Source organism: Pseudomonas mangiferae (assembly GCF_007109405.1).
Classification (GTDB): domain Bacteria; phylum Pseudomonadota; class Gammaproteobacteria; order Pseudomonadales; family Pseudomonadaceae; genus Pseudomonas_T; species Pseudomonas_T mangiferae.
In genome coordinates this window covers 135032-156904 of the sequence record NZ_VJOY01000003.1, presented here as the reverse complement: position 1 = coordinate 156904, position 21873 = coordinate 135032, and the positions used below count along the sequence as shown (strand labels likewise).

Genomic DNA, 21873 nt, shown 5'->3' with positions numbered 1-21873 from the left:
CGAAGGGAATGCCCCGCCCGAGAGCGGGGCAGGGGGTCAGCCGGCCACCAGGATACGGATCGCTTCCAGACGCAGGGCGGCCTTGGCGAGGAAGGCCAGGCCCTCCTCGCGCTGCTGGCGCAGGGCATCCAGTTCGCTGTCGCGCACGCTGGGGTTGACTGCCTGCAACGCGGTCAGGCGCGCCAGTTCCTCGTCCAGCTCGGCGCCCAAGCGGCGACGAGCCTCCTCTACGCGAGCCTCGTGGCGCGGCGCGATCTTCGCCTCGGCGGCGCCGAACTGCTTGCTCAGGACGTCGCGCTGGGCCTGGACGAACTTGTTGGCGCTGGCCCGCGGCACGCTTTCCAGCTGGTCGTTGAGGGTCTCGAAGTTGACCTTCGCCGCCAGGTCGTTGCCATTGGCGTCCAGCAGGCAGCGCAGGGCGGCCGGCGGCAGGTAGCGGCCGAGCTGCAGGGAGCGGGGCGCCACCACTTCGCTGACGTAGAGCAGTTCCAGCAGGACCGTGCCGGGTTTGAGCGCCTTGTTCTTGATCAGCGCCACCGCGGTGTTGCCCATGGAGCCGGACAGCACCAGGTCCATGCCGCCCTGGACCATGGGGTGTTCCCAGGTGAGGAACTGCATGTCCTCGCGGACCAGAGCCTGGGCGCGGTCGTAGGTGACCGTCACGCCTTCGTCGTCCCCCAGGGGGAAGCCGGCGTCCAGCATCTTCTCGCCCGGCTTCAGCACCAGGGCGTTTTCCGAATGGTCCTCGCTGTCGATGCCGAAGGCGTCGAACAGCTCCTCCATGTAGATGGGCAGGGCGTACTGGTCGTCCTGCTCGGCGATCGCCTCCACCAGCTGTTCACCCTCGCCGGCGCCGGAGGAGTTGAGCTCCAGCAACCGGTCGCGGCCATCGTGCAGGTCGCCTTCCAGCCGCTCGCGTGCGGCCCGGGCTTCGTCCAGCAGGGCCTGCCAGGCGTCGTCGTCGCCGCCTTCCAGGAGCGCCGCCAGGCGTTCGCCGAACTGCTGCTGCAGGGTGTTGCCGGTGGGGCAGGTGGCGAGGAAGGCGTTGAGCGCGTGCTGGTACCACTGGAACAGGCGCGCCTGGGCGCTGTTCTCCAGGTACGGCACGTGCAGCTGGATGGTGTGCTTCTGGCCGATCCGGTCGAGGCGGCCGATCCGCTGTTCCAGCAGGTCCGGGTGGGCCGGCAGGTCGAACAGCACCAGGTGGTGGGCGAACTGGAAGTTGCGACCTTCGCTGCCGATCTCCGAGCAGATCAGCACCTGGGCACCGAATTCCTCGTCGGCGAAGTAGGCGGCGGCGCGGTCCCGCTCGAGGATGCTCATGCGCTCGTGGAACACCGTGGCCGGGATGCCGGCGCGCACCCGCAGGGCGTCCTCCAGGTCCATGGCGGTGCCGGCATGGGCGCAGATCACCAGCACCTTGACCCGTTTGAGGGTCTTGAGGGTGTCCATCAGCCAGTCGACGCGGGGGTCGAAGCGCCACCAGCGGTCGGCTTCCTCGTCTTCCTGGACAGCCTGGAAGCGTACCTCGGGGTACAGCTCGGCCTGTTCGCCCAGGGGCATCTCCATGTAGGCGTCGGGGCTCGGCAGCGGGTGGGCATGGAGGTCCCGCTGCGGGAAACCGTGCACCGCGGCGCGGGTATTGCGGAACAGCACGCGGCCGGTGCCGTGGCGGTCCAGCAGTTCGCGGGTCAGGCGACCGGCGGCGTCGCCGTCGCCCTGGTCCAGGGCTTGCACCAGGGCTTCGCCTTCGCTGCCGAGGAAGCCGCGGATGGTCTCCCGCGCCCGTTCCGACAAACGCCCTTCGTCCAACAGTTCCTGCACCGCCTCGGCGACCGGGCGGTAGTGCTCGCTCTCGGCGCGGAAGGCTTCCAGGTCGTGAAAGCGATCGGGGTCCAGCAGGCGCAGGCGTGCGAAGTGGCTGTCCAGGCCTAGCTGCTCGGGGGTCGCGGTGAGCAGCAGCACGCCCGGCACCACCTCGGCGAGCTGTTCCACCAGGGCGTATTCCGGGCTGGCTTGCTGCGGGCGCCATACCAGGTGATGGGCCTCGTCCACCACCATCAGGTCCCAGCCGGCGGCGAACAGCGCGTCCTGGGCCTTCTCCGAACGCACCAGCCATTCCAGGGCCACCAGCGCCAGCTGGCAGTCCTCGAAGGGGTTGCTGGCGTCGCTGGCGGCGAAGCGCTCGGCATCGAACAGCGCCACCTGCAGGTTGAAGCGCCGGCGCATTTCCACCAGCCACTGATGCTGGAGGTTCTCCGGGACCAGGATCAGCACCCGGCTGGCGCGCCCGCAGAGCAGCTGGCGATGGATCACCAGGCCGGCCTCGATGGTCTTGCCCAGGCCCACTTCGTCCGCCAGCAGCACCCGCGGGGCGATGCGGTCGGCGACCTCCCGGGCGATGTGCAACTGGTGCGGGATCGGCTGCACCCGCGCGCCGCCCAGGCCCCAGAGCGGCGCCTGGAGCAGGCGGCTGCGGTGTTCCAGGGTGTGGTAGCGCAGGGCAAACCAGTTCAGCGGGTCGATCTGCCCGGCGAACAGGCGGTCGCTGGCCAGGCGGAACTGGATGAAGTTGGAGAGCTGGGTTTCCGGCAGGGTCTTGGGCGCGTTGTCCTGGTCGAGGCCGTGGTAGACCAGCAGGCCGTCCACGTCGTCCACTTCGCGGACGGTGAGCTTCCAGCCGTCGAAGTGGCTGATCTCGTCGCCCGGGGCGAAGCGCACGCGGGTCAGGGGGGCGTTGCGCAGTGCGTACTGGCGGGTATCGCCAGTGGCCGGGTACAGCACGGTGAGAAGGCGGCCATCCGATGCCAGAATGGTGCCGAGCCCCAGCTCCGCTTCGCTGTCGCTGATCCAGCGTTGACCCGGTTGATACTGCTGCGCCATGCCCCTCTCCGTCGTTGTGAAAAAGCGCGCTATGGTAACGGAACGCCGAGCCCGAGGCGACGCCGACGCACGTCCGTCCCAGGCATCGCTACCGTGTTCGGGCCACGTTCGTCGGGGCGCTGTCAAGTTTACGTCGTCGAGGCCGACAGCCCTGTGAAGAAGGAGGAAACCGTCATGTTACCGACCATACCCATCGGCCTGGTGCCGCCCCCCACCCAGGACATGGCTCGCCTGCACCCGGAGATCCCGCCCATCGCCCCGGTGCAGGAGAGCGTCGAGGGCAGCGAGGTCTCCCTGGACCAGCGCGACCCCGAGGAAATCGCCGAGCGGCTGCGGGACGAGCAGCGGCGTCGCCAGCGCCAGGGCCACACCCCGGAGGAGATGGCCGAGGAAGCCCATGGCCAGGCGGCCGGCGAGCCAAATGCCGACGACCCGCCGCGGCAGGGGCTGTGGGTGGACGTGCAGGTCTGACGCCGGCACGCTCGCCGTTTCCCTGCCCTGGAACACCCGTGGACCTTTTCGACGATCCCCTCCCGCCCCTCGACGACGCCGAGCTGCGCCTCCTGTCCCCCTGGCTGTCGCCCCAGGAGGCGGACGACTGGCTGGCACGCCTGCTGGCCGAGACGCCCTGGGAGCAGCCGACCGTGCACCTGCATGGCCGCGACTTTCCGGTGCCGCGCCGCACCGCCTGGTACGGCGACCCCGACGCGCGCTACCGCTACTCCGGCCTGACCCACGAGCCGCTGTCCTGGACGCCGCTGCTGGCGGAAATTCGCGCCCGGGTGGAGGCGGTCGCGGGCCAGGCCTTCAACGGCGTGCTGCTCAACCATTACCGCGACGGCAACGACTCCATGGGTTGGCACAGCGACGACGAGGCGGTACTCGGCCGCAACCCGGTGATCGCCTCCCTCAACCTGGGCGGCACCCGGCGTTTCGACCTGCGTCGCCGCGGCACCACCCGCATCGGCCACTCCCTGCCGCTGTCCCATGGTTCGCTGCTGGTCATGTCGGGGCCGACCCAGCATCATTGGCAGCACCAGGTAGCGAAGACCCGCGCCCACTGCGCGCCTCGCCTGAACCTGACGTTCCGCCTGCTGACGTACCCCGGAGAGCGCCCATGAGCGACGACAACCTCATCGACTTCAATGCCGAGCGCGGCAAGCGCATCCACGACCTCAACGACAAGCGGCTCGACGACATGCGCCAGGCCTTCGAGCAGGCGCTGCCCCTGGGCAAGGCGAAAAAGAAGAACCGCAAGCCCAAGAAACGCTGATCCGCCAGTCCGACGAGCCGATTTCTTGATCCAGGTCAGTTTGTCGTTCCCCCGCCCCGGCGGCGTCCGCCGCCATTGATCCAGATCAATTTTCGCCCCTGCGCCCCTGGCTACCTTAGGCCCAACGAAACGCAACGCCCCAGCAGGAGGCTCCCCATGTTTATCGATGAAGTGGTGATCGCCGGTGTCGTCACCGTCGGCTTGATGGTTGCCTTCTGCGCAGGTATCGGCATTTTCATTTGGAAGGACTCGCACAAGCACAGCTGAGCCTTCTCGCAGAGCACGCAAGGCACCTCGGGCGACTTCGGTCGCCCTTTTTTTCGTCCGCGTTTTTTCTCGATCGCCGTTTCGACCGGCCTTGATCCTGCCCCGTACCGCACCGATGCCGGCCCCGGCTGTCCATGGGGAAGGGCGGCGCGACGCGAGAGGGGCTGGACGGCATATAGTTAGCCGGCTAATAATCTCCCCCGCGGCATTCGCCGTCCCTTTTCACCGAACGACCGTCGACCCGTGACACGGGCCCTCGACCGTCGTGGCCGGTTTTCCATTCGTGATCCTCGACAGGTTGCAGCGGTGCGCGATTCGTTGCGGGCGTTCCTGACGCCCACCACCCAGGCGTTGCAATTCACCTTCAAGACCCTGCTCGGGGGCTTCGTGGCCCTCTGGTGCGCCATGCGCTTCGGCCTGGAACAGCCCCAGTGGTCCATGATGACCGCGTTCATCGTCGCCCAGCCGCTGTCCGGCATGGTGGTGCAGAAGGGGCTGGCGCGGCTGCTGGGCACCCTGGTGGGCACGGTGATGTCGGTGGTGATCATGGCCCTGTTCGCCCAGGCGCCCTGGGCCTTCCTGCTGAGCCAGGCACTCTGGCTCGGGCTCTGCACCGCCGCCTCGACCCTGTTGCGCAGCGCCTGGTCCTACGCCTTCGTGCTGGCCGGCTACACGGTGGCGATCATCGGTTTGCCGGCCATCGCCCTGCCCCTGACGGTCTTCGACCAGGCGGTGGCACGCTGCACCGAGATTTCCCTGGGCATCGTCTGCGCCACCTTTTTCAGCGCAGTGCTGTGGCCGCAGCGGGTGGAGCGCCAGCTGGCGCAGCAGGCCCGCGCCGCCTGGTCCGCCGGTATCCAGACCGCCCGCGCCGCCCTGAGCGGCGAGGCCTACGGCCGCAAGGGCCTGCTGGAAACCCTGGGGCGTATCGTCGCGGTGGACGCCCAGCGCGAGCACGCCTGGTTCGAGGGCAACCGCGGCCGCCAGCGCGCGGTGGCGCTGCGGGTCCTGAGCCGCGACCTCCTGGGCCTGTTGCGGCTGGTGCGCGGGGTGGCGCGGCAATGGCGGCAACTGAGCCCCACCGAGGCGGACAGCCTCAGCCCCTGGCTGGAGGACGTGCGGGCGCTGCTGGAGAGCGGCGAGCGCATACCGCTGCAGGACGCCTTCGACCGCTTGCGCGCCGCGGCCCAGGCGCCAGGGTATTCGGCGTCCCAGCAGTATTGCCTGGAGCGCCTGGCCCTGGTGCTGCGCCAGGCCCTGGCAGCGAACAATGCGCTGCTGGCGGTAGAGCGGGGCGAGGCGCCGATGCAGGCGCCGGCGGCGCTGTCCTGGCACCGCGACATCCAGACCGCCCTGGCCTACGGGATGCGCAGCGCCGTGGCGTTCCTCGCCCTCGGCGCCTTCTGGCTGGCCACCGCCTGGACCGCGGCGAGCGGGGCGATGCTCCTGGCGGCGGTGATCTGCAGCCTGTTCGCCAACCGCGAGAACGCCGAGCAGATCGGCCTGGGCTTCATGCGCGGCATCCTCTATGCCATCCCGGTGGCCTTCGTGGTCGGCCAGGTGCTGCTACCGGAGGTGACCGGCTTCCCCATGCTCTGCCTGTGCCTGGGCGTGCCGCTGTTCTTCGGCACCCTGGGCATGGCCAAGCCGGCCATCGGCGCCACCTCCACCTCCTTCTGCCTGCACCTGATCGTGCTCAGCGCGCCGCAGAACCTGATGCACTACGACGTCGCCTCGTTCCTCAACCAGGCCCTGGCGATCCCCCTGGGGGTCGGCTTCGCGGTACTGGTGTTCCGCCTGATCGGTCTGCGCCACCCCGGCTGGCATGGCCGCCGCCTGCTGCAGGCCACCTTGCGGGACCTGGCGCGGCTCACCTCGCGGCCCCTGGCGGATGCGGAGAACTGGTTCGGCGGGCGCATGGCCGACCGCCTGGTGCAACTGGCGCGCCACTACCCGGCGCTGCCCAGTCAGACCCGCAGCCGCTGGGACGACGGCATCGCCGGCCTCGACCTGGGCGACGAGCTGCTGCACCTGCGGGCCTGCCTGGCGGTGGCAAACCTGCCTTTGGGCGATGCCGAGTCGCGCTTCCTGCAGACGGTGCGCAAGGTGTTCCTCGTCGGCCCCTCGATGGACCGGCAGGACGCCCTGGATGCGCCGGTGGAGGACCTGCTCGGCCTGCTGGAGGCAGCGCCCCCCGGCATCGAGCGACGACTGGCCCGGGTGGCGCTTTCGCACCTGCGCAACAGCTGGCGGCAATGGTGCCAGCAGCAGGGTGGTTTCGGTCCGGGGGCCATGGCCATCCCGGCGGCGACGGAGGAGGGCAGGCATGGGCTTGCGTGAGTGGGCGCTGGGAGGCGTGTTCGTCAGCCCGCTGCTGGTGTACGCGCTGCTGGCGCTGCTGGTGACGGGGCTGCTGCGCCTGCTCCTGCAGCGGGTCGGCCTGACGCGCTGGATCTGGCACGAGGCGCTGTTCGATTCGGCCCTGTATGTATGCGTGCTCGCCGCGGTCACCGCGGCGTTCGGTACTTGGTAAGGAGAGCTTTGCGATGCGTTCGATGATCCGAGTCGCCCTGACCGCCCTGGTGGTGGTGCTGGCGGTGCTGGCCGGTTACTGGCTGTGGCAGCACTACATGCTGTCGCCGTGGACCCGCGATGCCCGGGTGCGCGCCGATGTGGTGATCATCGCGCCGGACGTGTCCGGCTGGGTGGTGGACCTGAAGGTGCGGGACAACCAGTTGGTGAAGGCGGGCGACCTGCTGATGAGCGTCGACCACGAGCGCTACCAGGCGGCGGTGGACAAGGCGCGCGCGGTGGCCGAGACCCGCCAGCAGCAGCTGCGCCTGCGCGAGCACGAGGCCTCCCGGCGCGCCAGCCTGGGGCCCCAGGCCATCAGCGCCGAGCTGAAGGAGAACGCCCAGGTCAACGCCGACATTGCCCGCAGCGAATACCGCGAGGCTCAGGCCGACCTCAAGGTGGCCGAGCTGAACCTGGCCCGCAGCGAGGTGCGCGCGCCGCGTTCCGGGCAGGTCACCAACCTGCGCCTGGCCCAAGGCAACTACGTCAGCGCCGGGCAATCGGTGATGGCCCTGGTGGACGATGCCTCGTTCTACGTGCTGGCCTATTTCGAGGAAACCAAGCTGCCGCGAATCCGCGTCGGTGCACCGGTGAAGGTCTGGCTGATGTCCGCCGACGAGGCCCTGGATGGCAGCGTGGAGAGCATCAGCCGCGGCATCACCGACCGCAACGCCAGCCCGGACACTCAGTTGCTGGCCAACGTCGAGCCCACCTTCAACTGGGTACGGCTGGCCCAGCGTATCCCGGTGCGCATCCGCCTGAACCAGGTGCCGGACGACCTCAACCTCAGCGCCGGGATGACCGCCAGCGTCACCGTGGTGGAGTGACGGGCCGCGGCCATTCGTCTCGCCACCCCCTGGCCGGACGGAAAGGTCGAACGACCCGGCCGTCCCCCGGTCTAGTGTGTGAATGCCATCGTCCGGGCAGGGAGCGCCCGGTCGACGCCTGGAAGTCGGATCCGCCAATGGGTCGAAACCTCATGTCCAAGAGTCGTTCCCTGGGGATCGTGCTGGCCGCGCTGTTGCTGGGCGCCTGCGAGCGCGAGACACCCGCGCCCCCGTCGCCACCCCCCGGCGCGCCTACCGCGCCCAAGGTGACCGAAGCGAAACCGGCCAGCTCCGCGCCGGCCCCCGCCACCCGCGAGACGCCCGCCCCGTCGCCGCCACGCCCGCCCGTCGCCGCGAAACCTGCAGAGACCACGCGTCCAGAGACGCCGGCGAAGCCGGCCGCCGCACCGGTGCCGCAACGTCCTGCCCAGGTCACCGAAGTCACGCCGCCGGCCGATGCCGACGAGGATGACGACGCCGACGACGCGCCCAAGCCGAAGCCGGCGCGCAAGGTGGCCGATGCGGTGCGCAAGGCCAACCCGGCGCCCAGCAAGGCGGCTACCGAGACGCTGCCGGACGTGAAGCTGGACCTGCACCTGCCCAGCGACGCGGTCAAGCAGTTGGATACCGCCCACAAATCCGCCCGCAAGCCGGCCAAGGGCGCCCACGAGGAGGCCCTGCTGCCACCGATGTTCGTCGAGCGACGGCCCAGCAGCCCGTTCCAGCTCAATGGCCGGCTGATCACCAAGGAACGCGAGGACGCCGTCGAAGGCGCCGAGCTGCGTTTCGAGTTCAAGCAGTAGCGGGCAGGTGGGGCCCCGGTGTGGGGCCGCGGGGGAATGTTTTTAGGAAGATGACTCGCCGAGAAAGGCGTGGTGCCGTCATGCTCGCGGAGCCCGTCATCGCGTCTGCCCGCGGTGCCTTGTGATCCTGCAGCCTTTGGCCACCTGTATAGCTTGCGCTTCCGATAGGCACGCAGCCTTCCAGTGGGTTCGATCTGCATCCCTCATCCGTGATCGGTCATCACCCGGCCACCCGGCTCTTCGATCCGCGGGTCACCATGCTGGCCGGGCAGGTCCGCCGCCAGGTGGCGGGGGATCGGGATGGGGAATGCCAGCACCTGCTGGGCAAAGGTCCGGGCCTGGGCATCGCCGCCCAGCACGTTCTCCAGCAGGAAATTCAGGCTATGACTGCAGGGCAGGTACCAGCGGCCGACCTGGCCCAGCTGGGGATTGAGGACATGGCTCATCCAGTCCACCACCGCCTGGTTGCCCAGGGCCTCGGCGATCCACGGCAGGTAGTCGGGCCGTCGCGCCAACACGCCGATGTTGGCATGGCAGCCTTCGCCGCTGGAGCGTGCCACCGCCAGCGCCACCAAGGGTACGCTGACATCCGCCTCGCCCCGGGGTGCCGGGGGATCGGGCGCCTCGCGCAGCGCGTCCAGGTCCAGGGGCGCCGGGGCCGGCAGCGCCACCGGATGGCGCTGGCCCGCCAGGTCCACTTCGACCGGGCAGCGCTCCTTCGGCACCTCGTTGGCGACCGTCCGGTTCGACGGATGCACCGGTGGCGGCTCTGCCTCCAGGCAGGCGATACCCGGCGCCAAGTACCGGGCGGCCGTGGCCACCTCCTGGCTGAACAACCGCAGCGCGTCGCGACAGGCGTGACGGACGGTCAGCGTCATCACCACCTCGCGGGCTTCCGGGTGCTGGGCGCGAAAGCCGTAGCGGGCCTCGCTGCCCAGCACGTCCAGGCTGCTGTCCAGGAACGGCGCCCAGCCCCGGGACGCCAGCCGGTCGGCGCCGCGCTCGAGGAGCGCGCGGCCGCTGCGCCGGGCTTTTTTCGACGCGTCTAGCCCGGCCAGCAGGAAGGTGGCGGTGCAGCGGAAGCCGTCGCGGACGTGGGCACGGGTCAGGTAGCGATCGTCCGGTGGCAGGCCGCGAGCGCCACGCACGGCGACCCGGCCTGGGAGAACCCCGCTCGATGTGGCCCCGCCTTTCGCGGTGGGCTTGGACACGGCGGGCGTGGGTGGGACGTGCTCCAGGGTCACTTGGGTGAAGTCGCAGATCACATCGGGCAGGCGATGGGCGCGCGGATCGCCGAGGCCTTCCAGCAACTGCTCGCCGACGGTGAGCGGCGTGACCCGGCCGCCGCTGCCGGCGACGGCGGTCACCACGAAGTCACCGTTTTCTTCCATTTCCACCACGGGCAGGCCTGGGCGGGCGGGGTCCGGCAGGTCCTCCCAGTCGGTGCAGCGGCCACCGGTGCAGCCGGCGCCGCCTTCCAGCAGGTGGCCGGCCAGGGCGGCCTGGGCCAGTCTCGGGTAGTCGTCCCAGGCCCAGCCGAAGGCATGCAGCAGCGCCCCGCTGGCGAGAGCGCCGTCCGCCAGCGGCCCGGTGATCACCCAGTCGGCGCCCCGGTCCAGGGCCTCGGCGATACCAGGCGCGCCGAGCAGGGCCCAAGCCGTTGCGCAGTCAGAATCGCCCACCTGGGCAGCATCGCCCGTGGGCCAGGTTTCGCCCGTATCGCCCGGCCTGCGGGCTTCCCGCGCGGGAGCGGTTTCCGGGCACGGCGGTGATGTCGGCAGGTCGTTCCCCAGCAGGGCCGCGATCTTCAGGTCCAGGCCGAGCCGGCGGCAGGTCGCCCGTAGCGCCTCGGCGCAGGCCAGAGGGTTCAATCCACCGGCGTTGCTGATCACCCGGGGACGTGGCCCGGCCCCATCCCCCAGCAGCGCCTGGACATTCTCGACGAAATCGCTGGCGTAGCCATGGCCGGGCTGCTGCCGGCGGGCGTCGGCCATTCGCGCCAGGCCTGCCGCGTCCAGGCAATCGATGACCAGGAAATCCAGGCCTGCCGCTGCCAGGGCGCGGGCCTCGGTGAGGGGAAGCGGGCCGAGGGCCGAGAGGCCGCCGATGCGTACGGTACGGGTCATGGGAGCATCCGTTGGGGGTCGAAGGGTGGACCCTGGCACGGGGTGAAAAGTGTCCGGTCGCGAGGGGGCAGGGGGAGGGCAGTCGGCGCGCTGCGTCCACACGTGGAACGGCGAGTGGATTTCGCACCGTGCTCCCGGGCGCTCGACGGCCCCTGCGGGGGCCGAACCCTTGCCGGCAGGGACCCGGCACGGGCGTTCCGGTTTCACCAAGCGCTTGCTCGGCCGGCCCGGGCGGCTTAGATTCCGGCTCTTCCCAGGCAGACCAGGCAGGCTGTGCGCGATGAACCCGGACGAGCGCAAGGCCCAGGACGTGATGCACCAGCTGCTGGCGGAGGGGCAGCTCACCGACCCCGCCAGCGCCCGCGGCCGGCTGCTGCAGACCGCGGCCCACCTGTTCCGCAGCAAGGGCTATGCGCGCACTACCGTGCGCGACCTGGCCGCGGCCGTGGGCATCCAGTCCGGCAGCCTCTTCCACCACTTCCGCAGCAAGGACGACATCCTCCGTTCGGTGATGGAGGAGACCGTGCTGTACAACACCGCTCGGATGCGCGCTGCCCTGGAGGACGCGCCGGACCTGCGCGGGCGGGTGCTGGCGCTGATCCGCTGCGAGCTGCAATCCATCACGGGCGGCACCGGCGAGGCCATGGGGGTGCTGGTCTACGAGTGGCGCGCCCTGTCCGAGGACGGCCAGGCGCGCATCCTGGCCCTGCGGGAGACCTACGAGCGGCTCTGGCTGGACGTGCTGGAAGAGGCCAAGGCCGCCGGCTACGTGCAGGGCGACCCCTTCGTCCTGCGGCGTTTCCTCACCGGTGCCCTGAGCTGGACCACCACCTGGTTCCGCGCCGACGGGCCGATGACCCTCGACGACCTCGCCGAGGAAGCCCTTTCGCTGGTGCTCAAGGACGACCCGGCGCGTCTGCGCTAGGCTTTTCCTTGTTCGCCAACAAGGATGAGGCTCCTATGTTCGCCGCCCGGCGCGTGTCCCTGCTACTGCCGCTCCTGTGTCTGGTGCTGGGCGGCCCGCTGTCGGCCGCGCCCCAGGAAGTCCGGGTCGGCGCCTACGATTTCCCGCCCTACGTCAGCAAGCCCGAGCGCCGCGATCCCCAGGGGGTGCTGCCCGACCTGCTGGCCCTGCTCAACGCCGAGCAGGACGACTTCCACTTCGTGCTGGTGCCCACGTCCAACGGCCGGCGCTACCGGGACTTCCGCCGCGGTCGCTTCGACATGATCTTCTTCGAGTCCTCGGGCTGGGGCTGGGAGGGCATCGAGACCCGCAGCCTGGACATGGGCAGCGAGGATGCCGAACTCTACGTGGCCCTGGCCCAGGAAGGCCGCGACCAGCACTACTTCGACCAGCTCACCGACAAGCGCCTGGCGCTCTACAACGGCTACCATTACGGCTTCGCCGGGTTCGACGCGGATGTCCTCAGCCTGACCCGCAGCTACCAGGCGACCATCACCTACTCCCACGACAGCAACCTGCTGATGGTGCTCCACGGGCGCGCCGACGTGGCTCTGGTGACCCGGTCATACCTGCAGCTCTACCTGGACCGCAACCCCGGGCTGGCCGACACCTTCCTGGTGTCGCAGCGCCTGGACCAGATCTACCGCCACCAGGCGCTGTTGCGCCCCAGCGCACCCCTCGACCCGGACGCGCTGGCGGCGCTGCTGCAGCGGCTGCGGGCCGAGGACCGCCTGGGGCCCCTGCTGCGGGCCTACCACATCACGGTGACCAATGATTCGAAGACCCCGGTACGCTCGTCCAACTAGGAACCCTCGCTCCCCTGGGCGGGTCTGCAACGAATCCAGGCATTCGGATCGTGCCATGTCCAGACCTTTGCAAGGACTTCTCGGAACCCTGTTCCTCGGCCTCTTCCTGTCCCTGCCCGCCGTCGCCGGACAGGAGGTGCACATCGGCGCGGCGCATTTCCCGCCCTACGTGGTCAAGCCGGAGCAGGAGGACGCCAGCGGGCTGCTGCCGCAACTGATCGAGGCGCTGAACGGCGCGCAGCAGGACTACCGCTTCGTGATGGTGCCCACCGCCATCTCCCGGCGCTTCCGCGATTTCCAGCAGGGCCGGATCGACCTGGCGCTGTTCGAGAACCCCGGCTGGGGCTGGGACGGCATCGACGGCGCGCGCATCGACATGGGCCTGGAGGATGCGGAGATCTACGTGGCCCGGGCCAGGGACGACCGCGACGAAGCGTATTTCGAGGAGCTCAAGAGCAAGCGCCTCGCTCTGTACAGCGGCTATCACTACGGCTTCGCCAACTTCAATTCCGACCCGGCGTACCTGGCCCAGGAATTCAATGCCATCAGCACCTATTCCCACGACAGCAACCTGATGATGGTGATGCGCGACCGGGTCGATGTGGCGCTGGTGACCCGCTCCTACTTCGGCGCCTACCTGGAAGCCCATCCCGAGCAACGCGAGCATTTCCTGCCCTCCAGGCGGGTCGACCAGAAATACCGGCACTTCGCCCTGCTGCGGCCCCAGGCGCCCATCGACGAGAAGGCCTTCGCCGCGCTGCTGGACCAGTTGCGGGACAACGGTGAACTGGAGCGAATCTTCAGCCGCTACCAGATCGAGGTCAAACCAGTCGTGCGGGATAGGTCAGTAGCAGGAAATGTGCGGCATTGACCGCCAGGTGCAGGGCCATCGCCCAGACCAGGCGCCCGCCCAGGCGATACACCAGGCCGTAGCCGAGACCGGCCAGGGTGGCCACCGCGGCGAAGCGCAGGCCGAACGGCAGGTGCGCGCAGCCGAACAACAGGGCGGTCAGCAGAAGCGCGGGCGAGGGCCCTAGCCAGCGGGACAGGCCGCCTTGCAGCAACCCGCGGAATAGCAATTCCTCGGCCAGGACCGCGACCCCCAGGTTCAACGCCAGCCACAGGCCGAATGCCTCCGGCCATTTCGGCTGCCAACCCACCAGGCCGAGCCCCATGGCCGCCAGCGGAACCGCCAGCAGGGTCGCCGCCGCGACGAGCGCGGCCAGGATCGGCTGTGAGGATGCCGGCCAGCGTGCGCCCAGCCACCAGGCCAGCAGCGTGGTGCCCACCAGCAGCTTGTCCCAGGACAGCCGCAGGACGAACGCCGGGGCATCCGGGCTCACCTGCAGCGGATCGCTCAGCGTCAGCGGCAGGAACCCCGGCACCTGGTGCGCCGCCAAGGCCACGCTGGCGATCACGCTGACCGGGTACCAGAGCCGCGCGGGCAGCCGGGCGCCTGCCAGCACCCAGCCGGCATACAGCGCTCCACTGGCCAGCCCGAGGGGCTCCAGGTCGCCCAGGCCGTAGGCGCAGGCGAGGGTGAGCAGGGGCAGCAGCAGTTGCAGGTGGAAGGGCATGGCGCGGGTCCGCTGGGCACGAGCGGCGCAGTGTAGCGGGGTGCCGGGGCGGGCTACAGGCCGGCGGCGTCGATGTCCACCAGCAGCAGCCGGGTGCCGTTGTCGATGAACTGACCCGCGGTCAGGCAGTACTGGTTGGTGGTGGCGTCGCGGTAGGTGCTGGACAGGGTCAGGCGACGCTCCTCCCAGCCCTCGGCGAGCAACTGATAGAAGTAGGGCCGCCACGACCAGTTGTGGCCCAAGTAGCGGTCATCCGCCTGCCAGGCGCCGTGGCGCCATTCCAGGTTGGGCGTCAGCTGGGTGCCGTGTCGATCGCACTGGTACAGGCGCAGCAACCACGGATAGCCCACCGGCGCCGGCAGCTGCTCGGCCGGCGCGCCGGTCTCGGCCCAGGCGCGCAGGGTGATCATCAGGTCCGCCAGCTGCTGGCGCAGGGCCATGTGCTTGAGGCGCTCGGCCAGCTTGCGTCGCACGTAGCTGTCACGCAGCGCGGCGAAGCGCGCGACGAAGGCGTCGGCGGCGAAGAAGCCCTGCTCCGCCCCGGCGAACAGGTAGCCCTGGACGTAGCGCGCACCGCATTCCAGGGCGAAGTGCAGCTCCGGTTCGGTCTCCACGCCCTCGGCGATGATCCAGCAGCCGGTCTTTTCCGCCATCTGTGCCAGGGCCTTCACCACTTCGCCGCTGGGGCCGCCACGGGCGGCGTCCTTGAACAGGCGCATGTCCAGCTTGAGGATGTCCGGCTGCAGGGCGAGGACCCGGTCGAGCTGGGAATAGCCGGCGCCGAAATCATCGATGGCGATGCGCGCCCCGGCCTCGCGGTAGCGCGCCACCACGTCCGGTAGCCGTCGGCTGGCGCCGCCCAGCTCGGTGATCTCGAAGACGATACGCGGCGGCTGGATACCGGCCCGGGCCACTTGCCCGAGGCTGGGTGGGACCTGGCCGGGCCGCAGGCGGCCGATCCAGCGCGGCGAGATGTTCAGGCTGAGGAACCAGTCGGTCGGCGCCTCGTGCAGGCGCATCAAGGCATCGTCCCGCAGCTGCCGGTCGAGGCGGCGCAGGGCGCTCGGGGAAACCTTGGGATCGAAGAACAACGGCCCGACGGAGTGCAACGCACCATCCGCCTGGACCAGTCGCCCGAGGGCTTCGACGCCGGCGATCAGGCCGGTGGCGGTGTCGATGAAGGGTTGGAAGCACGCCAGCGGCTGCCCGACGATCACGGCTACTCCTTGCAGGCCCGGTCTCGGGCTCGGTCTGTACGAAAACAGTCAGCGCGAGCGGGGCCGGTAGAACCGGTCGACCCGCCCAGGTCAGGCTACTTCAGCGATGTTCGCTCGCCCGGCTCGCGCCGGTGCTTCATACAGACCCTAGCAAATAGACAGCCAACGACCACGTCGGGATGCCGCTGGACGCATTTCAGAGCGGAGGAGGGGTGCCTACCGGGTAGCGGGACGCCGGCACCGGCTTGCGCCGCACCATGCGGATCAGCGGCAGTAGGCTGGTGCCCAGCCGGACCAGGCCGAAGACCCCGCGACGACGATTCAGCACGAAGCTCAGCAACGAGGCACCGGCCATGCCCCAAACCGGGGCGTTGCCGGCCCGCAGGGACTCCTTGACGCTGTAGCTGGCGCCGCGCACCCGCCGCAACGGTTGGGTGATCAGCAGGCTTTCGTGCTGCAACTGCTGCCGGTGCAGTTCCAGGCGCAGGCGGATCACCGCCTTGCGCAGGTCCCGACGAGACGCGAAGTGAGGTTCTGAGCTCATGGCAATAGTTGCTCCCGATCGCGTTTCAGCTCCTCCAGGGTGGCGCTGAACGGGGTGGATTCATCGCGCAGCTGGGCTCGCAGACGAAGCCCGCAGAGAACGGCCGCCAGGCAATAGACGATGCACAACCCGACGATGCCCTGCAGCCGGTAGGTATCCCAGACGATGATCATGATCAGCGTGGAAACGCCCAGCAGCAGCAGCAGGGCGAAGAGCAGGGCGAGGCCTGCGAACAACAGGAGATGGAGCGAGCGCTGTTTCTGTTCCTGCAGTTCGATGCCGAGCAGTTCGAGATGGCTATGCAGCAGGCCCAGGGCCGCCGCGCCCAACCGGCGCGGCGAGGGGCCGTGGCTGACCGGCCGGTGGCCGGTTTCCATTCCCGGCGTCATGGTCAGCGCCGCGCGGTCAGGAGACCGAGTACGAAGCCGACGCCCGCTGCCACGCCGATGGCCTGCCAGGGATTGGTCTGCACGTATTCTTCGGTGGTCTGGATGGCCTGCTTGCTACGCTCGCGGACGGTCTCCTCGACGGTGCGCAGGGCTTCGCGGGCGCGGTCCAGGTTCTGGGTGACCTGCTGGCGCAGCTCGTCGGCGTGCTCGCCGGCCAGGTCGGCGGTGCTTTCCAGCAGCTTCTCGGTATCACGCACCAGGGTCTGGAACTCGACGACCAGTTCATCCTGTTTCTTCTGGTTTTCAACGGAGGGCGTGTTAGCCATGGTGGTTCTCCTAGGGGTGGGGGGTCTGAGGCTATGAGTGCCCGCTCGTCGGGATGGTTCACTCCGATTCGAGCGGCGGCCCCGGCGCGTGCTTCCTGCCGTCAGGACGGTGCGTCGGCAGGGGTTGGCCTGCGGGGCAGGCGTCTGGCCGGGAGGCGGTGCATGGCAGTGGTTCAGGCGATGAAGGCCGGCGGGTGGGAAAGGCCGGCGTCCGGTCACCGGCCCCGGCCCCGCCGGAACGCGTGGCATCAGCCCGAGCGGTTACCGCTCTTCGTCCCTGCTGGAGGCAGGGAACTGGACGCCCGACCCTCCGCTAGAGGCAGCCAGTTCCCGGCAAAGGACGGCAGCCACGCCCCCTGCCTTTCCCTGCGGGCGACGAGTGGCTAAGCTCGCGATTCCCTCCGATTGACGCGAGTACCCCTTCCATGGCGCAACAATGGCCGGCGGCGAACATCGCCCGGCGGATCCTCGATGGGTTCGACGACTACCGCGAACACTTCCGCCAGATCACCGATGGCGCCCGCAGCCGCTTCGAGCAGGCGCAGTGGCAGGAGATCCAGCGCGCCGCCGCCGCGCGGATCGCGCTCTACGAGGAGAAGGTAGCGGAGGTGGGCCACTTGCTGCGGGACAGCTTCCCCGAGCCGGTGCTGCTGGACGTGCACCTGTGGCCGCTGGTGAAGAGCGCCTACATCAACCTGATCGACGTGCGCTTCGACGACGAACTGGCGGAGACCTGGTTCAACTCGATCTTCTGCGCCCTGTTCAGCCACGACCTGATCAGCGACGGCTGCATGTTCATCCACACCACCCGGCCGTCCCTGCGCGCCCACGAGCGGATGCCCCAGACCCGAAACTATCGGCCCGACGGCGACCTGCTGACGGCCCTGGCGGCGATCTTCGAGGACTACCGTTTCGGCTGCCCCTACGACGACCTGCCGCGGGACCTGGCGCGCCTGGAAGCCCAATTGCGGGACAACCTGCCGGACTGGGTATGCAAGGACCCGGCGCTGACCATCGAGCTGTTTTCCTCGACCCTCTACCGCAACAAGGGCGCCTACCTGGTGGGGCGCATCTACACCTTGGACGAGCAGTGGCCTCTGGCGATCCCGCTGCTGCACCACGAGGGGCTCGGCGTGCAGGTGGACGGGCTGATCACCGACGAGGCGGACGTCTCCATCATCTTCTCCTTCACCCGCTCCTACTTCATGGTGGACGTGGCGATTCCGGCGGAATTCGTCGCCTTCCTCAAGCGCATCCTGCCCGGCAAGCACGTCGCCGAGCTGTACACCTCCATCGGTTTCTACAAGCACGGCAAGTCGGAGTTCTACCGGTCGCTGATCAATCACCTGGCCAACACCGACGACCGCTTCATCATGGCGCCGGGGGTACGCGGCATGGTGATGAGCGTGTTCACCCTGCCGGGCTTCAACACCGTCTTCAAGATCATCAAGGACCGCTTCTCGCCATCGAAGAACGTCGACCATGCCACGGTCATCGAGAAGTACCGGCTGGTGAAACGGGTCGATCGGGTCGGACGCATGGCGGATACCCAGGAGTTCTCCGACTTCCGCTTCCCGCTGAACAAGTTCGACCCCGACTGCCTGGCCGAGCTGCTGGAAGTGGCGCCGTCGACGGTGGCGGTGGAGGGCGACAAGGTGCTGATCCGCCACTGCTGGACCGAGCGACGCATGACGCCCCTCAACCTGTACCTGGAGAACGCCTCCACCGACGCCCAGGTCCACGATGCCCTGGAGGACTATGGCCTGGCCATCAAGCAGCTGGCGGCGGCGAACATCTTCCCCGGCGACATGCTGCTGAAGAACTTCGGCGTCACCCGCCATGGCCGCGTGGTGTTCTACGACTACGACGAGATCAGCTTCCTCACCGAGGTGAACTTCCGCTACATCCCGGCGCCCCGCTACCCGGAGGACGAGATGGCCTCCGAGCCCTGGTATTCGGTGGCGCCCAACGATGTGTTCCCCGAGGAATTCCCGCGCTTCCTGTTCGCCGACGTCGGCCAGCGCACGCTGTTCCGCGAGCTGCACGGCGAACTGTACGACGCCGCCTACTGGCAGAGCCTGCAGACGGCGATCCGCGAGGGCAAGGTGATCGACGTGTTCCCCTACCGGCGCAAGGATCGCCCGGAAGTCCTCTAGGCCCGCCGCCCAGGCCCGGCACCTGGCGCGACTATGGCGGGGCGCCGGGCAGCCGTCAGGCGCCTTCGCCCACCGTGTCCGGGGCGGCCGCCGCCGGCCGCGACGCAGGGGCGGGAATCAGCAGGCCGGCCGCCACGAAGGCGACGCCGGCCCCTGCCAGGGCCAGGCTGAGGCCACCCACCAAATAGCTGCTCAGAGCCGCCAGCAGCGGACCGCCCAGCTGCCCGGCGGCGAAACCCACGGTGAGCAGGCCGATGTTGCGCCCATGGCCCATCGGGTCCAGCCCGTGGGCGTGGCGGATGGTCAGCACCATGCTGGCCAGGTAAGGCGTGCCGCACAGCAGCACCCCCAGCACCAGCCCGGTGGCGCCCGGCAGCAGGCAGGCGAGGGCGCCCAGGGCCTGCAGCCAGAGGGTCCGCACCAGCCAGCGGCGGGTGCCGTCCGGCGTCGGGTGCCAGAGGCAGGCCAGCACCACGCCAAGGGTGGTCATCAGCCCGTAGCCGGGCCAGAACAGGTCGGCCAGCCAGGAGCCATGGAAGCGCGAACTGGCCAGTTGCGAGAGGAAGGTGGCGGGGATCACGTAGCCCAGGCCCACCAGGGTGTAGGACGCCAGCAGCGGGTAGAGGCCGCGGACCGCCGGGCCGCGCCGGGTCGCCGGCAGCGGGTGGGTCACCGGCGCCGGCAGGGCGGGCGCCGCCAGCAGCGCCAGGGCCAGGCCGAGGCCGCCGTACAACAGCCAGAGCACCGACGACCCCTGGCCGTACAGGTTGCTGGCGAGGGCGATCAGGCCGGTGAGCAGCATCCCCAGGCTCGGCCCGGCGAACACCAGCCCGCCCAGGCGCTGCATCCCCGCCTGCAGGGCGACCCGCTGGCTGGCGGCGCTGACCAGCACGAAGGTCCAGGCGCTCGTCACGCCGGCGGCGAAGCGCAGGGCGCCGTGTTCCCAGGGGCCGTGGGCCCAGGCGGAGAGGACGGTCAGCGCCACGCAGCCCCACAGGCCGCCCACCAGGCGCCAGCGGGCCTGGCCGGCGCGCAGGGCGTCGAATGCCCCCACCAGGTAGCCCAGGTAGTTGGCGGCGGCCACCAGGCCGGCGGCGGTCAGGTCGAACTGGCCTTCGCTGAGCAGCAGCGGCAATTGCGGGGTGAGGCTGAAACGGCCGACGCCCATGGCGACGATCAGCGCCAGCAGGCTGGCCAGCACGGTGACGAGGGGGGACATGGCGGCTCCGGGGAAGGGGGTCGTCCATTACCGTAAGGGCTTGCACCGTTCTTCAATACCGAATAATAAAGAACGACTCGTTCGGTTTTAGAGAAGGGTGAAGCCGTGGAATTCAGTCAGTTGCGGATCTTCCAGGCGGTTGCCGAGGAAGGCTCCATCGCCAAGGCGGCGCTGCGCCTTAATCGCGTGCCGTCCAACCTGTCGACTCGCCTGCGCCAACTGGAGGAACGGCTGGGGGTGGCGCTGTTCCTCCGGGAGCGCCAGCGCCTGCAGCTGTCTCCCGCCGGCAAGGTGCTGCAGGACTATGCCAGCCGCCTGTTCGCCCTGCAGGACGAAGCGGAGGCGGCCCTCAAGGGCGGCGAGCCGGCCGGCACCTTCGTCATCGGTTCCATGCACAGCACCGCGGCGATCCACCTGCCGGCGATGCTCGCCCACTACCACCGCCGCTACCCGGCGGTGAACCTGCAGGTGCACACCCTGCCCAGCGGCGAGCTGGTGGACGGGCTCCTGGCCGGTCGCCTGGACGCCGCCCTGGTGGACGGTCCCGAGGTGTCCAGCGAACTGGAGGGCATCGCGCTGTTCGACGAGGAACTGCTGCTGATCACCGAGGCTGGCCACGCGCCGGTGCGGTCGGCGCGGGACGTGGCCGGGCAGCCGCTGTTCACCTTCCGCCCGCGTTGCTCCTACCGGCGACGCCTGGAGAACTGGTTCGCCGCCCAGCGCGCCACCCTGGGGCCGGTGATGGAGATCGAGTCCTACCACAGCATGCTGGCCTGCGTGATCGCCGGCGGCGGGGTGGCGCTGATGCCGCGCTCGATGCTCGACAGCTTGCCGGCGCGGGACGCGGTCTCGGTACACCCCCTGGCTGCGCCCTTCGGCCAGGCCACCACTTGGCTGATGTGGCGCAAGGGCATGGCCGGCGCCAACCTGCGGGCCTGGAGCGACGGGCTGCGGGAGCGGCTTCAGCTGCCCTGAAAGGTCTGCCGGTAGGCACTGGGGGAGACCCCGAAGGCGCGGGCGAAATGCTGCCGCAGGGACACCGGCGAGCCGAACCCGGCCAGGGCGGCGATGGCCTCCACCGAGCGGTCGGTGCGCTCCAGCAGCCGCTGGCTGAGGGCCAGGCGCTCGGCCAGCAGCCAGGCGCCCACGGTGCCGCCGGTGAGGCGGCGAAAGCGCCGGGTGAAGGTACGCCGGCTCATCAGCGCCCGGGTCGCCAGGCTGTCCAGGCTGTGGGGCTGGTCCAGGCACCCGCGCACCTGGTCCAGCAGCCCGGCCAGGCGATCGTCGCGGGTGTCGGCGGGCAGCGGTTGCTCGATGAATTGCGCCTGCCCGCCCTGGCGGTGGGGCGGCACCACCAGGCGCCGGGCCACCCGGTTCGCCACCTCCGCGCCGCATTCCTGGCGCAGCAGGTGCAGGCAGCAGTCGATTCCCGCCACCGTGCCGGCCGAGGTCAGCAGCGGGCCGTCCTCCACGTAGAGCACGTCGGCGTCCAGCTGCACTCCGGGGAAGCGCGTGGCGAACGCCTGGACACAGGCCCAGTGGGTGGTGGCGCGGCGGCCCTCCAGCAGCCCGGCCTCCGCCAGCACGAAGGCGCCCAGGCACAGCCCCACCAGGCGCGCGCCCCGGGCATGGGCGGCGCGCAGGGCCTCCAGCAGCGCTGGCGGTGCCGGCTCCAGGGGGTCGCGCCAACTGGGCACGATCACCGTCTGCGCCTCCTCCAGCACCCGCAGGTCATGTTCCACCAGCAGGGCGAAGCCAGCATCGGTGTGCAACCGCGGCCCCTCGGCGCTGCATACGCTGAGCCGGTAGGGCGGCACGCCGGGCCGGCGCTCGCCGAACACCAGGCAGGGTACCGACAGGTGGAACGGGCTGATGCGGTCGAAGGCGACCACGGCGACATGGGGCGGGGACATGGCGAATCC

General features: G+C 69.7%; 22 protein-coding genes. 13 read left to right on the top strand and 9 right to left on the bottom strand.

Features of this window, described 5'->3' with window-relative positions; genetic code table 11:
• Nucleotides 1–36 precede the first annotated feature (36 nt).
• Nucleotides 37–2883, bottom strand: a complete 2847-nt coding sequence (gene rapA / locus FM069_RS05035) for an RNA polymerase-associated protein RapA (RefSeq protein WP_143487194.1) — start codon at nt 2881–2883, stop codon at nt 37–39.
• Between the two features lie 174 nt (nt 2884–3057).
• Here rapA and FM069_RS05030 point away from each other — a divergent pair, with 174 nt between their 5' ends.
• The 8 genes from FM069_RS05030 (at nt 3058) to FM069_RS21555 (ending at nt 8627) form a co-directional block, all read left to right on the top strand.
• Nucleotides 3058–3354, top strand: coding sequence for an aspartate-semialdehyde dehydrogenase (locus tag FM069_RS05030; protein WP_143487193.1), 297 nt, complete (start codon nt 3058–3060; stop codon nt 3352–3354).
• Nucleotides 3355–3392: 38 nt separating this feature from the next.
• Nucleotides 3393–4004 (top strand): alpha-ketoglutarate-dependent dioxygenase AlkB family protein, encoded by a 612-nt coding sequence (locus FM069_RS05025; RefSeq protein WP_143487192.1) that lies wholly within the window; start codon nt 3393–3395, stop codon nt 4002–4004.
• Nucleotides 4001–4156, top strand: a complete 156-nt coding sequence (locus FM069_RS21560) for a hypothetical protein (RefSeq protein ID WP_178106668.1) — start codon at nt 4001–4003, stop codon at nt 4154–4156. The genes FM069_RS05025 and FM069_RS21560 overlap by 4 nt, the downstream gene beginning before the upstream one ends.
• Before the next feature lie 156 nt (nt 4157–4312).
• Complete coding sequence (ccoM, locus tag FM069_RS22130) at nt 4313–4423, top strand: cytochrome c oxidase subunit CcoM (RefSeq protein WP_325063565.1); 111 nt, start codon at nt 4313–4315, stop codon at nt 4421–4423.
• 306 nt (nt 4424–4729) lie between these two features.
• Nucleotides 4730–6763: an FUSC family protein gene (locus FM069_RS05020; RefSeq protein ID WP_143487191.1), complete on the top strand. Its 2034-nt coding sequence runs from the start codon at nt 4730–4732 to the stop codon at nt 6761–6763.
• Complete coding sequence (locus FM069_RS05015; RefSeq protein ID WP_143487190.1) at nt 6750–6956, top strand: DUF1656 domain-containing protein; 207 nt, start codon at nt 6750–6752, stop codon at nt 6954–6956. The genes FM069_RS05020 and FM069_RS05015 overlap by 14 nt, the downstream gene beginning before the upstream one ends.
• 13 nt (nt 6957–6969) lie before the next feature.
• The gene (locus FM069_RS05010) at nt 6970–7824 is read left to right on the top strand and encodes an efflux RND transporter periplasmic adaptor subunit (RefSeq protein WP_143487189.1); all 855 of its coding nucleotides are present in this window, start codon (nt 6970–6972) and stop codon (nt 7822–7824) included.
• Nucleotides 7825–7976: 152 nt separating this feature from the next.
• Nucleotides 7977–8627: a hypothetical protein gene (locus tag FM069_RS21555; RefSeq protein WP_178106667.1), complete on the top strand. Its 651-nt coding sequence runs from the start codon at nt 7977–7979 to the stop codon at nt 8625–8627.
• Between the two features lie 203 nt (nt 8628–8830).
• Here FM069_RS21555 and FM069_RS05000 read toward each other — a convergent pair whose 3' ends face one another.
• Entirely contained in the window at nt 8831–10753 is a 1923-nt protein-coding gene (locus FM069_RS05000; RefSeq protein WP_143487188.1) for an acyclic terpene utilization AtuA family protein, read from the bottom strand.
• A gap of 280 nt (nt 10754–11033) precedes the next feature.
• Between FM069_RS05000 and FM069_RS04995 the strand changes: the two genes are divergently transcribed.
• Genes FM069_RS04995 through FM069_RS04985 form a run of 3 tightly spaced genes read left to right on the top strand, consistent with a single transcriptional unit; the run spans nt 11034 to nt 13394 of the window.
• Nucleotides 11034–11678 (top strand): TetR/AcrR family transcriptional regulator, encoded by a 645-nt coding sequence (locus tag FM069_RS04995; protein WP_218570285.1) that lies wholly within the window; start codon nt 11034–11036, stop codon nt 11676–11678.
• A 35-nt stretch (nt 11679–11713) separates the two neighbouring features.
• Complete coding sequence (locus tag FM069_RS04990) at nt 11714–12523, top strand: PhnD/SsuA/transferrin family substrate-binding protein (RefSeq protein WP_143487187.1); 810 nt, start codon at nt 11714–11716, stop codon at nt 12521–12523.
• A 55-nt stretch (nt 12524–12578) separates the two neighbouring features.
• A complete protein-coding gene (locus tag FM069_RS04985) occupies nt 12579–13394 on the top strand; it encodes a substrate-binding periplasmic protein (RefSeq protein ID WP_143487186.1) in 816 nt (271 codons plus the stop codon).
• Here FM069_RS04985 and FM069_RS04980 read toward each other — a convergent pair.
• The 5 genes from FM069_RS04980 to FM069_RS04960 form a co-directional block, all read right to left on the bottom strand.
• A complete protein-coding gene (locus FM069_RS04980) occupies nt 13345–14100 on the bottom strand; it encodes a CPBP family intramembrane glutamic endopeptidase (protein ID WP_143487185.1) in 756 nt (251 codons plus the stop codon). The two genes, FM069_RS04985 and FM069_RS04980, sit on opposite strands and share 50 nt — an antisense overlap.
• A 53-nt stretch (nt 14101–14153) precedes the next feature.
• Nucleotides 14154–15317 (bottom strand): EAL domain-containing protein, encoded by a 1164-nt coding sequence (locus FM069_RS04975; protein WP_143487184.1) that lies wholly within the window; start codon nt 15315–15317, stop codon nt 14154–14156.
• Nucleotides 15318–15513: 196 nt separating this feature from the next.
• On the bottom strand, nt 15514–15861 hold the full coding sequence (locus FM069_RS04970) for a hypothetical protein (RefSeq protein ID WP_143487183.1): 348 nt from the start codon (nt 15859–15861) through the stop codon (nt 15514–15516).
• A complete protein-coding gene (locus tag FM069_RS04965; RefSeq protein WP_178106666.1) occupies nt 15858–16250 on the bottom strand; it encodes a phage holin family protein in 393 nt (130 codons plus the stop codon). Before FM069_RS04965 ends, FM069_RS04970 begins: the two co-directional genes overlap by 4 nt.
• A 2-nt stretch (nt 16251–16252) precedes the next feature.
• Nucleotides 16253–16576: a DUF883 family protein gene (locus tag FM069_RS04960; RefSeq protein WP_143487182.1), complete on the bottom strand. Its 324-nt coding sequence runs from the start codon at nt 16574–16576 to the stop codon at nt 16253–16255.
• 425 nt (nt 16577–17001) lie between these two features.
• Between FM069_RS04960 and aceK the strand changes: the two genes are divergently transcribed.
• Nucleotides 17002–18732: a bifunctional isocitrate dehydrogenase kinase/phosphatase gene (gene aceK / locus FM069_RS04955; protein ID WP_143487181.1), complete on the top strand. Its 1731-nt coding sequence runs from the start codon at nt 17002–17004 to the stop codon at nt 18730–18732.
• Nucleotides 18733–18787: 55 nt separating this feature from the next.
• On the opposite strand, the gene FM069_RS04950 is transcribed toward aceK, so the two are convergent.
• Entirely contained in the window at nt 18788–19951 is a 1164-nt protein-coding gene (locus FM069_RS04950) for a YbfB/YjiJ family MFS transporter (RefSeq protein WP_143487180.1), read from the bottom strand.
• Nucleotides 19952–20056: 105 nt separating this feature from the next.
• On the opposite strand from FM069_RS04950, the gene ptrR reads away from it, so the two are divergent.
• Nucleotides 20057–20926 carry a putrescine utilization regulator PtrR gene (gene ptrR, locus FM069_RS04945; RefSeq protein ID WP_143487179.1) on the top strand — a complete coding sequence of 290 codons (870 nt, stop codon included), beginning with the start codon at nt 20057–20059 and terminating at the stop codon, nt 20924–20926.
• On the opposite strand, the gene FM069_RS04940 is transcribed toward ptrR, so the two are convergent.
• A complete protein-coding gene (locus FM069_RS04940; RefSeq protein WP_218570284.1) occupies nt 20914–21864 on the bottom strand; it encodes a helix-turn-helix domain-containing protein in 951 nt (316 codons plus the stop codon). The two genes, ptrR and FM069_RS04940, sit on opposite strands and share 13 nt — an antisense overlap.
• Between the last annotated feature and the right edge of the window lie 9 nt (nt 21865–21873).

Coding starts and splice junctions, on each gene's coding strand:
- rapA (WP_143487194.1), bottom strand. CDS start 2,883: ATGGCGCAGCAGTATCAACCGGGTCAACGCTGGATCAGCGACAGCGAA.
- FM069_RS05030 (WP_143487193.1), top strand. CDS start 3,058: ATGTTACCGACCATACCCATCGGCCTGGTGCCGCCCCCCACCCAGGAC.
- FM069_RS21560 (WP_178106668.1), top strand. CDS start 4,001: ATGAGCGACGACAACCTCATCGACTTCAATGCCGAGCGCGGCAAGCGC.
- ccoM (WP_325063565.1), top strand. CDS start 4,313: ATGTTTATCGATGAAGTGGTGATCGCCGGTGTCGTCACCGTCGGCTTG.
- FM069_RS05015 (WP_143487190.1), top strand. CDS start 6,750: ATGGGCTTGCGTGAGTGGGCGCTGGGAGGCGTGTTCGTCAGCCCGCTG.
- FM069_RS05010 (WP_143487189.1), top strand. CDS start 6,970: ATGCGTTCGATGATCCGAGTCGCCCTGACCGCCCTGGTGGTGGTGCTG.
- FM069_RS21555 (WP_178106667.1), top strand. CDS start 7,977: ATGTCCAAGAGTCGTTCCCTGGGGATCGTGCTGGCCGCGCTGTTGCTG.
- FM069_RS05000 (WP_143487188.1), bottom strand. CDS start 10,753: ATGACCCGTACCGTACGCATCGGCGGCCTCTCGGCCCTCGGCCCGCTT.
- FM069_RS04995 (WP_218570285.1), top strand. CDS start 11,034: ATGAACCCGGACGAGCGCAAGGCCCAGGACGTGATGCACCAGCTGCTG.
- FM069_RS04990 (WP_143487187.1), top strand. CDS start 11,714: ATGTTCGCCGCCCGGCGCGTGTCCCTGCTACTGCCGCTCCTGTGTCTG.
- FM069_RS04985 (WP_143487186.1), top strand. CDS start 12,579: ATGTCCAGACCTTTGCAAGGACTTCTCGGAACCCTGTTCCTCGGCCTC.
- FM069_RS04980 (WP_143487185.1), bottom strand. CDS start 14,100: ATGCCCTTCCACCTGCAACTGCTGCTGCCCCTGCTCACCCTCGCCTGC.
- FM069_RS04970 (WP_143487183.1), bottom strand. CDS start 15,861: ATGAGCTCAGAACCTCACTTCGCGTCTCGTCGGGACCTGCGCAAGGCG.
- FM069_RS04965 (WP_178106666.1), bottom strand. CDS start 16,250: ATGACGCCGGGAATGGAAACCGGCCACCGGCCGGTCAGCCACGGCCCC.
- FM069_RS04960 (WP_143487182.1), bottom strand. CDS start 16,576: ATGGCTAACACGCCCTCCGTTGAAAACCAGAAGAAACAGGATGAACTG.
- aceK (WP_143487181.1), top strand. CDS start 17,002: ATGGCGCAACAATGGCCGGCGGCGAACATCGCCCGGCGGATCCTCGAT.
- FM069_RS04950 (WP_143487180.1), bottom strand. CDS start 19,951: ATGTCCCCCCTCGTCACCGTGCTGGCCAGCCTGCTGGCGCTGATCGTC.
- FM069_RS04940 (WP_218570284.1), bottom strand. CDS start 21,864: ATGTCCCCGCCCCATGTCGCCGTGGTCGCCTTCGACCGCATCAGCCCG.